Source organism: uncultured Tepidimonas sp., assembly GCF_938045175.1.
GTDB lineage: Bacteria > Pseudomonadota > Gammaproteobacteria > Burkholderiales > Burkholderiaceae_C > Tepidimonas.
The window spans coordinates 1-9,369 of record NZ_CALIND010000116.1 but is presented as its reverse complement, the minus strand read 5'-3'; the positions used below and the strand labels follow the sequence as shown (position 1 = coordinate 9,369).

The following is a 9,369-nucleotide window of genomic DNA, read 5'->3' as shown; positions in this document are numbered from 1 at the left end:
GACGAAAAATGGCTCGGGCAGCGCGTGCGTGACGCCATCGACACTGACCTGACGCTCTTCCATCGCCTCCAGCAACGCGCTTTGGGTGCGCGGGCTGGCGCGGTTGATCTCGTCGGCCAGCAGCACCTGGGCGAACAGCGGGCCCGGGTGAAAGACGAATTCTTGCCGCTGCCGGTCATAGACGGCCGCACCGGTGAGGTCGCTGGGCATCAAATCCGACGTGAACTGCACGCGCGCGAAGCGCAGCCCGAAGGTGCGCGCCAGCGCGTGCGCCAGCGTCGTTTTGCCCACGCCGGGCATGTCCTCGATGAGCAAGTGGCCACCTGCCAGCAAACACGTGACGGCGTCGCGCAGCACGTCGTCTTTACCCACGATGACCGTGGTAAGCTGATCGAGTAACGAGGCAATGAGGGGCCGGTTCGCATCCATGACTGCACGATACCGGAAAGCGTCACGCCGCGACGGCCCCGCGACAGACAAGCCATGAAACCGACCGGCTACTTCACGCACCCCCTCTGCGTCCGCCATGACATGGGGCCGGGGCACCCCGAGTGCCCGCAGCGCCTGGGCGCGATCGACGACCGCTTGCTCATCACCGGGGTGCTCGACGCGCTGGAGCAGCGAACCGCGACGCCTGCGGCGGTGGCCGAGTTGGAGCTGGCGCACGACCGGCTGCACATCGCCGCCATCCGCGGCCTGAGTGACGAGTTGCGCGAGCGCATTGCCGCCGGTGGGCCGTCGCACCTGTCGCTCGACCCCGATACCGCGCTCAACGTCCACACCTGGGAGGCGGCCCTGGCCGCGGCAGGGGCCGCGATCGACGCTACCGAGGCCGTGGTGGCCGGCGAGCTGGCCAACGCCTTTTGTGCCGTGCGCCCACCCGGGCACCACGCCTGCCGCAACCGCGCGATGGGCTTTTGCTTTTTCAACAATGTTGCCGTGGCGGCCAAATACGCGTTGCAGCGGCTGGGGCTGCAGCGGGTGGCCATCGTCGACTTCGACGTGCACCACGGCAACGGCACCGAGGACATCGTCGCGGGTGATGAGCGCATCCTAATGTGCAGCTTTTATCAGCACCCCTACTACCCCGAGTGGGACCACCGCGATGCGCCCAACCTGGTCAACGTGCCCGTGCCGGCCTACACCAAGGGCATGGACGTGCGCGAAATCGTCGAGATGATGTGGCTGCCTCGGCTGCAGGCGCACCGGCCGCAGCTGATCTTGATCAGCGCCGGGTTCGATGCGCACCGCGAGGACGACCTGGGTCAGCTCGCGTTGGTGGAGCAGGACTACGTCTGGATCACGCAGCGGCTGATGGAGGTGGCCAAGCGCCATGCCAAGGGCCGTATCGTCAGCGTGCTCGAAGGCGGCTATAACCTGAGTGCGCTGGCGCGCAGCGTCGAGGCACACGTGCGCACGCTGGCCGAGTTGTGATGGCTTTGCCGAGGAGACCCCCATGACGACCGATGCCCCCATCCTGTTGCACACCCGCGACGCGCGCGGCGTGCATACCCTCACACTCAACACGCCGCAATCGTTCAACGTGCTCAGCGAGGCGATGCTCGCCGCGCTGTCGGCCAAGCTGGACGACATCGCCGCCGACGAGGGCGCGCGCGTGCTCGTCATCGGCGCGGCGGGCAAGGCGTTTTGCGCCGGGCACAACCTCAAGGAAATGCGGGCTCGCCCGGAGCTTGCGTACTACCAGCAGCTCTTTGCCCAGTGCTCGCGCATGATGCTGCAGATCCAGCGCTTGCCGGTGCCGGTGATCGCCCGCGTGCAAGGGTTGGCGACGGCGGCGGGCTGCCAACTGGTGGCGCAGTGCGACTTCGCCGTGGCGGCGCAAGAGGCGCGCTTTGGCGTCAACGGCATCGACGTCGGGCTGTTTTGTGCCACGCCCAGCGTACCGCTGGTGCGCAACGTGCCGACCAAGGTGGCGATGGAGATGCTGCTCACGGGCGAGTTCATCAGCGCCGAGGAGGCGCGCCTGCGCGGGCTGGTCAACCGGGTGGTGCCAGCGGATGCGCTGGACGCCGAGATCGAGCGGCTGGTCAGCGCCATCCTGGCCAAGCCGCGCGCAGCCATTGCGATGGGCAAAGCGGTGTTCTACCAGCACCGCGAGACCGGCATCGAGGCCGCCTACCAACTGGCGGGCCAAACCATGGCTTGCAACATGATGCACGAGGTGGCCCAAGAAGGCGTGCAGGCCTTTATCGAAAAGCGTCCGCCCGCGTGGCGCGCGTCGGCCTGACGCGTCGCTGCCGACCGCCCTCCTTTTCAGCGTTGTTCGACCGACCGAGTCACCCATGAGCCGACCCCCCGCTCCCGCCCCGATCGACGACATCGGCGCCTGGTTGCAGACCTTTTTGCAGCCCGGCGCCCTGATCGAGCTGTCTGCGCTGGCCGTGTGTGTGGCGCTGAGCTGGGGCGTCGCGCGAGGCTTGAAACATGCGTTCAATCCCGACGCCGAGCGCTCGATTTGGTTTGGCCATCGCGGCATCGATGGGGTGCTGTTTCCGTTGCTATTGCTCGTGCTGGCGTATGCAGCGCGTGCGCTGACCGCGCTGTGGGCGCCGCCCGCGGTTTGGCGTGTCGCCGTTCCGGCGCTGCTGGCGCTGGTGGTCATTCGCATCGGCGTCAAGGTAATGGAAGTGGCGTTCCGCGGGGCGGCGTGGCTGCGCCCGGTGGAGCGCACCGTGTCGTGGTTGGCGTGGCTGGCGGCGGTGGCCTGGATCACGGGGTTGCTGCCAGTGGTGCTGGCCGAGCTCGACCAGATCACGTGGAAACTGGGCGGCACGACGATGTCGGTGCGCACCCTCATCGAGGGGGTGCTCAGCGCCGGCGCGGTGTTGATCGTGGCGTTGTGGATCTCGTCGGCCATCGAGGCACGGTTGCTGCAAGACGCGAGCGGCGAGTCGCTGTCGCTGCGCAAGGCCGCCAGCAATGCCACGCGCGCGCTGCTCCTGTTCGTCGGGTTGATGCTGGCGCTGTCCGCGGTCGGCATCGACCTGACGGCGCTGTCGGTGCTGGGCGGCGCGATCGGCGTGGGCATCGGCTTTGGCTTGCAAAAGCTCGCGGCCAACTACGTCAGCGGCTTCGTCATCCTGACCGAGCGCAGCCTGCGCATCGGCGACATGGTGCGGCTCGACACCTTCGAAGGGGTGGTGGCCGACATCAAGGCGCGCTACACCGTCATCCGCTCGGTGGGCGGGCGGGAATCGATCGTGCCCAACGAGCTGCTGTTGACGCAGCGCGTGGAAAACCTCTCGCTGTCCGATCCCAAGGTCTGGCAGTCCACGGTGGTCGGCGTGGCCTATGGCAGTGACGTCGAGCTGGTGCAGCGCCTGCTCGTGCAAGCCGCCCTAGAGCAGCCTCGCGTGTTGCGTGACCCGGCGCCGCTGGCGGCCCTGTCGGCCTTCGGTGCCGACGGGCTCGAGTTCACGCTGGGCTATTGGATCGCCGACCCCGAAAACGGCCAGCTCGGCCTGCGCTCGGCCATCAACCTGCGCATCCTGGCGCTGTTTCGCGAGCACGAGGTGGAAATCCCCTACCCGCAACGGGTGTTGCATGTGCGCCCGACGGAGGGTGGCGCGGGGGCGGCCATGCCGGTGCTTGCCGCGGCTCCCCAGGCGCCCGGCCACTGACGGGCTCGTGACGCGCGGGTCGGGGGCTTGTGACGTCCGCGCGCTCCCCCTATAATGAACAAAAAACGAACGGTCGTTCGTTTTTTCACGGGGTCCTCCCCGTACAATGCGAACGATTGACGTTGACGTAAACGTCAAGTCGGCGTCGTTCTCCACCACCCACAGGAGCCAGCATGAAGATTCTCGTCCCCGTCAAGCGCGTGGTCGACTACAACGTCAAGGTGCGCGTCAAAGCCGACGGCACTGGTGTCGATATTGCCAACGTCAAGATGAGCATGAATCCGTTCGACGAAATCGCCGTCGAGGAAGCCGTGCGCCTGAAGGAAAAGGGTGTGGCCACCGAGGTGGTGGCGGTGTCGTGCGGCGTGGCGCAATGCCAGGAGACGCTGCGCACCGCCATGGCCATCGGTGCCGACCGCGCCATCCTGGTCGAGACGGACGAGGAGCTGCAGCCGCTGGCAGTGGCCAAGATCCTCAAGGCCTTGGTGGACAAAGAGCAGCCGGGCCTGGTGATCCTGGGCAAGCAAGCCATCGACGACGACGCCAACCAGACCGGGCAGATGCTGGCGGCACTGGCGGATTGGCCACAGGCGACGTTTGCCTCCAAGGTCGAGGTGCAGGGTGAGGCGGTGGAGGTCACGCGCGAGGTCGACGGCGGACTGGAGGTGTTGCGGCTGACGCTGCCGGCCATCGTCACCACCGACTTGCGCCTCAACGAGCCGCGCTACGTCACGCTGCCCAACATCATGAAGGCCAAGAAAAAGCCGCTGGAGACCGTCAAGCCCGCCGATCTGGGCGTGGACGTGACGCCGCGCCTGAAGACCCTGAAGGTTGCCGAGCCACCCAAGCGCAGCGCGGGCATCAAGGTGCCGGACGTTGCCACGCTGGTGGACAAGCTCAAGAACGAAGCCAAGGTCATCTGAGGAAAGGACACGCGCCATGACCATTCTCGTCATCGCCGAACACGACAACGCCACCCTCAAGGGCGCGACCCTCAACACCGTGGGGGCGGCGCTGAAGCTGCAAGCCGCCGGGGCCGGCGACATCCACGTGCTGGTGGCCGGGCACAACGCCGCAGGGGCCGCGCAAGCTGCCGCCCAGATTGCCGGCGTAGCCAAGGTGCTGCACGCCGACGGGCCCGCGCTGGCGCACGGTTTGGCCGAAAACGTGGCCGCTCAGGTGCTGGCCCTGGCCGCGGGCTACAGCCACATCCTGTTTCCGGCCACCGCGGGCGGGCGCAATGTCGCACCACGCGTGGCTGCCAAGCTCGACGTCGCGCAGATCAGCGACATCACCGCCGTCGTCGATGCGCACACGTTCGAGCGCCCGATCTACGCAGGCAACGCGATCGCGACGGTGCAAAGCGGCGATGCGCAGCATGTCATCACGGTGCGCACCACCGCCTTCGACCCCGCGGGCAGCGGCGGTGCGGCGCCCGTGGAGCCGGTGCCGGCGGTGGCCGACAGCGGCAAGAGCGCCTTCGTCAAGAGCGAGCTGGCCAAGAGCGACCGCCCGGAGCTGACAGCGGCCAAAGTCATCGTCTCGGGCGGGCGGGCGCTGGGCAGCGCCGAGAAGTTCAACGAGGTGATCACGCCACTGGCGGACAAGCTGGGTGCGGCGATCGGCGCTAGCCGCGCCGCGGTCGATGCGGGCTACGCGCCCAACGACTGGCAGGTGGGGCAGACAGGCAAGATCGTCGCGCCACAGCTCTACGTCGCCGTGGGCATCAGCGGCGCCATTCAGCACCTGGCGGGGATGAAAGACTCCAAGGTGATCGTGGCGATCAACAAGGACCCGGAAGCGCCGATCTTCAGCGTCGCCGACTACGGGCTCGAGGCCGACCTGTTCCAGGCCGTGCCAAAACTGGTCAAGGCGCTGTGACGCCGTGTTCGATGGCTGGGCATCCGCGGGATGCCCTTTTTTTGCCCGAGGAGTGACCCCATGACTTTCAAAGCCCCCGTCAAAGACATGCTCTTTGCGATGGCGCACCTGGCGCAGCTGGACCAGATTGCCCAGATGCCTGGCTTCGAGGACGCCAACCTGGAGACGGCCCAGGCCGTGCTGGAAGAGTGCGCGCGTCTGAACGAGGAAGTGATCGCGCCCCTGAACTGGGAGGGGGACAAGAACCCCTCCTGGTGGCAAGACGGCGCGGTGCGCACCACACCCGGGTTTGCCGACGCCTTCCGCCAGTACGCCGAGGGTGGCTGGCAGGGCCTGCAACACCCGGCCGAGTTCGGTGGTCAAGGCTTGCCCAAGACGATCGGCGCAGCGTGTACCGAGATGCTCAATGCCGCCAACCTGAGCTTTGCCCTGTGCCCGCTGCTGACCGATGGCGCGATCGAGGCGCTGCTGACCGCCGGCTCGGACGCGCAGAAGGCGACCTACATCCCGCCGATGATCGAGGGCCGCTGGACTGGCACCATGAACCTGACCGAGCCGCAGGCGGGCTCGGACCTGTCGCTGGTGCGCACGCGCGCCGAACCCCAGCCCGACGGCACCTACAAGATCTTTGGCACCAAGATCTTCATCACCTACGGCGAGCACGATATGGCCGAAAACATCGTGCACCTGGTGCTGGCGCGCGTCACGGGGGCGCCGGAGGGCGTCAAGGGCATCAGCCTGTTCATCGTGCCCAAATTCTTGGTCAACCCGGACGGCAGCCTGGGCGCGCGCAACGACGTGCACTGCGTCAGCATCGAACACAAGCTGGGCATCAAGGCCAGCCCGACGTGCGTGCTGCAGTACGGGGACCACGGCGGGGCGATCGGCTATCTGGTCGGTGAAGAAAACCGCGGGCTGGAGTACATGTTCATCATGATGAACGCCGCGCGCTACGCCGTGGGTCTGCAGGGCATCGGCCTGTCCGAGCGGGCCTATCAGAAAGCGGTGCAGTACGCGCGCGACCGCGTGCAAAGCCGCCCGGTCGACGGCAGCGTGGCCGGCCCCGCGCCCATCATCCACCACCCGGACGTGCGCCGCATGCTCATGACCATGCGCGCGCTCACCGAGGGCTGCCGCGCGATGGCGACGGTGGCCGCTGCCGCTTATGACGCCGCGCACCACCACCCGGACGAATCGGTGCGGCGCCAGAACCAGGCCTTCTACGAATTCATGGTGCCGCTGGTCAAGGGCTACAGCACCGAGATCAGCCACGAGGTGACCAGCCTGGGTGTGCAGGTGCACGGCGGCATGGGTTTCGTGGAAGAGACGGGCGCGGCGCAGCACTACCGCGACGCCAAGATTTTGACGATCTACGAGGGCACGACGGCCATTCAGGCCAACGACCTGGTGGGCCGCAAGACGGCGCGCGACGGTGGAACGACGGCGCTGGCCATCGCCCGGCAAATCCAGGCCACCGAAGCGGCGCTGGCCGCCAGTGGCAGCGACGCCGCGCGCGCCGTGCAGGTGCGCCTGCAGGCGGCCCGCGAGGCCTACGAGCAGGTGGTGGCGTTCATTGCTGCGCAAGCCAAGGCCAACCCGGTGGCGGCGTACGCGGGCAGCGTGCCCTATCTGATGCTGGCGGGCAACCTGATGGCGGGCTGGCAGATGGCGCGCGCGCTGCTCGTGGCCGAGCGTGAGCTGGCCGCCGGGCGGGATGTCGCGTTCATGCAGGCCAAGATCGCCACTGCCCGCTTCTACGCCGACCACATCCTGACCCGCTGCGGCGGCTGGCGCGACAGCATCGTTGCGGGTCACGACGCCATCGCCGACATGGCGCTCGATACGTACTGAAGGAGCTTTCATGTCCCGTTTGCCCACTGTTTTGCAGCGCGTGCCGTTTCCCGTCATCGGCTCGCCGCTGTTCATCATCAGCAATCCCAAGCTCGTCATCGAGCAGTGCAAAGCCGGCATCGTGGGCGCCATGCCAGCGCTCAACGCGCGCCCGGCCTCGCAGCTCGATGAGTGGCTGGCCGAAATCACCGAGGCGCTCGATGCGCACAACCGCGCGCACCCAGATCAGCCCGCCGCGCCGTTTGCCATCAACCAGATCGTGCACAAGAGCAACGACCGGCTGGAGCACGACATGGCGCTGTGTGCCAAGTACAAAGTGCCCATCGTCATCACCAGTCTGGGCGCACGCGAGGACGTCAACCAGGCCGTGCATGGCTGGGGCGGCGTCGTGCTGCACGACATCATCAACAACACCTTCGCCCGCAAGGCGATCGAGAAAGGCGCCGACGGCCTGATCGCGGTCGCCGCCGGCGCGGGGGGGCACGCGGGTACCAAAAGCCCGTTTGCGCTCATCCAAGAGATCCGCCAGTGGTTCGACGGGCCGCTGGCCCTGTCGGGATCCATCGCGACGGGCGGTGCGGTGCTGGCAGCGCAGGCGATGGGGGCCGATTTCGCTTACATCGGCTCGCTGTTCATCGCCACACACGAGGCACGCGCCAGCGACGCGTACAAACAGTGCATCGTGGAGTGCAACTCGGACGACATCGTCTACACCAATCTGTTCACCGGTGTGCACGGCAACTACCTCAAGCCCTCGATCCGTGCGGCGGGGTTGGACCCGGACCATCTGCCTGAGAGCGATCCGAGCAAGATGAACTTCGCCTCGGCAGGGGCCAAGGCCTGGAAGGACATCTGGGGCTGTGGTCAGGGTATTGGTGTGGTGGATGCGGTGCGCCCGGCGGCCGAGGTGGTGGCGCGCCTCAAACAAGAGTACGACGAGGCTCGCGCGCGCCTGTGCGCGGGGGCGTGAGCCGGGTTGACCGCCGCGCTGGTCTGTATCAGGCCAGTGTCGACAGCGGCAGAGGAGCGCTGCCCTCTGGGCCCCAGGCGGCACGCACGGCGGCCAGCAGCTCGGTCTGTGCCGTCAGGGGGTCATCGATGGCGATGACGTGCCTGTGCGGCATCGAGCGCAGCCAGGTGAGCTGCCGCTTGGCCAGTTGGCGCGTCGCGGCGGCCCCACGCTCTTGCAGCGCGCGCCGTTCGTCAACGCTCAGCGTGTCGCGCCCCTGCGCGGCGGCGGCGTCGAGCGCCTCCCACGCCTGTCGGTAACCCACGCATCGCATCGACGGCAGCCCTGGGTGTACGTCGCCGCGCGCGCGCAGGGCGCGCACCTCATCGAGCAACCCATCGTCCAGCATGGCGGCAAAGCGGGCCTCGATGCGCTGATGCAGCCAGGCGCGCTCGCGCGGCTCCAACGACAGCAGGTGCCCCGGCAGGCCATCGATGAGCAGCGCGGGGCGAGCGTCTCCCTGCTCGCCGTGCTTTCGCTCCTCGCCCCCCCAGCGCCGCTGCAGTGCCGACAACGGCTGACCAGTGGTGTACCACACCTCCAGCGCCCGACCGATGCGTTGCGCGTCGGTCGGCGGCAGCCGCGCCGCGGTGAGCGGATCGACCCGCGCCAGTTCGGCGTGCAACGCCGGCCAACCGTACTGCCGCGCCCGTGCCTCGATGGCCGCGCGCACGGCCGGTTGGGCCGGGGGCAGGTCGTCCAACCCCTCGAACAGCGCCTTGAAATACAGCATCGTTCCCCCGACCAACAATGGCCATCGCCCGCGGGCGCGGATGTCGGCCAGCAGCCGCCGCGCATCGCGAACGAACTCGGCGGCGCTGTAGGCGTGCGTCGGTTCCAGAATGTCGATCAGGTGGTGCGGCACCGCCGCGCGCTCGACTGCCGTGGGCTTGGCCGTGCCGATGTCCATGCCGCGGTACACCAGCGCCGAGTCCACGCTGATGATCTCCACCGGCCAGCGCGCGGCCACCGCCAGCGCCGCTGCCG

The 9,369-nt window shown here is 67.8% G+C and carries 9 protein-coding genes; 7 read left to right on the top strand and 2 right to left on the bottom strand.

Features of this window, described 5'->3' with window-relative positions; genetic code table 11:
* A partial coding sequence (locus Q0716_RS06180; RefSeq protein ID WP_299020870.1) for an AAA family ATPase occupies positions 1–429 on the bottom strand: 429 nt, incomplete at its 3' end.
* Positions 430–483: 54 nt separating this feature from the next.
* Between Q0716_RS06180 and Q0716_RS06175 the strand changes: the two genes are divergently transcribed.
* From Q0716_RS06175 to Q0716_RS06145, 7 genes are all read left to right on the top strand, one after another.
* Positions 484–1,434: a histone deacetylase family protein gene (locus tag Q0716_RS06175; RefSeq protein WP_299020868.1), complete on the top strand. Its 951-nt coding sequence runs from the start codon at positions 484–486 to the stop codon at positions 1,432–1,434.
* A 22-nt stretch (positions 1,435–1,456) separates the two neighbouring features.
* Positions 1,457–2,248: an enoyl-CoA hydratase gene (locus Q0716_RS06170; RefSeq protein ID WP_299020866.1), complete on the top strand. Its 792-nt coding sequence runs from the start codon at positions 1,457–1,459 to the stop codon at positions 2,246–2,248.
* 55 nt (positions 2,249–2,303) lie between these two features.
* Entirely contained in the window at positions 2,304–3,641 is a 1,338-nt protein-coding gene (locus tag Q0716_RS06165; RefSeq protein WP_299020865.1) for a mechanosensitive ion channel domain-containing protein, read from the top strand.
* Between the two features lie 173 nt (positions 3,642–3,814).
* Positions 3,815–4,564, top strand: a complete 750-nt coding sequence (locus Q0716_RS06160) for an electron transfer flavoprotein subunit beta/FixA family protein (protein WP_299020864.1) — start codon at positions 3,815–3,817, stop codon at positions 4,562–4,564.
* 16 nt (positions 4,565–4,580) lie between these two features.
* Positions 4,581–5,522, top strand: coding sequence for an FAD-binding protein (locus tag Q0716_RS06155; RefSeq protein ID WP_299020862.1), 942 nt, complete (start codon positions 4,581–4,583; stop codon positions 5,520–5,522).
* 60 nt (positions 5,523–5,582) lie between these two features.
* Complete coding sequence (locus tag Q0716_RS06150) at positions 5,583–7,373, top strand: acyl-CoA dehydrogenase (protein WP_299020861.1); 1,791 nt, start codon at positions 5,583–5,585, stop codon at positions 7,371–7,373.
* A 10-nt stretch (positions 7,374–7,383) separates the two neighbouring features.
* Positions 7,384–8,343, top strand: coding sequence for a nitronate monooxygenase family protein (locus Q0716_RS06145; protein ID WP_299020859.1), 960 nt, complete (start codon positions 7,384–7,386; stop codon positions 8,341–8,343).
* A gap of 28 nt (positions 8,344–8,371) precedes the next feature.
* Here the strand turns inward: Q0716_RS06145 and miaA are convergent.
* A partial coding sequence (gene miaA, locus Q0716_RS06140) for a tRNA (adenosine(37)-N6)-dimethylallyltransferase MiaA (RefSeq protein WP_299020857.1) occupies positions 8,372–9,369 on the bottom strand: 998 nt, incomplete at its 5' end.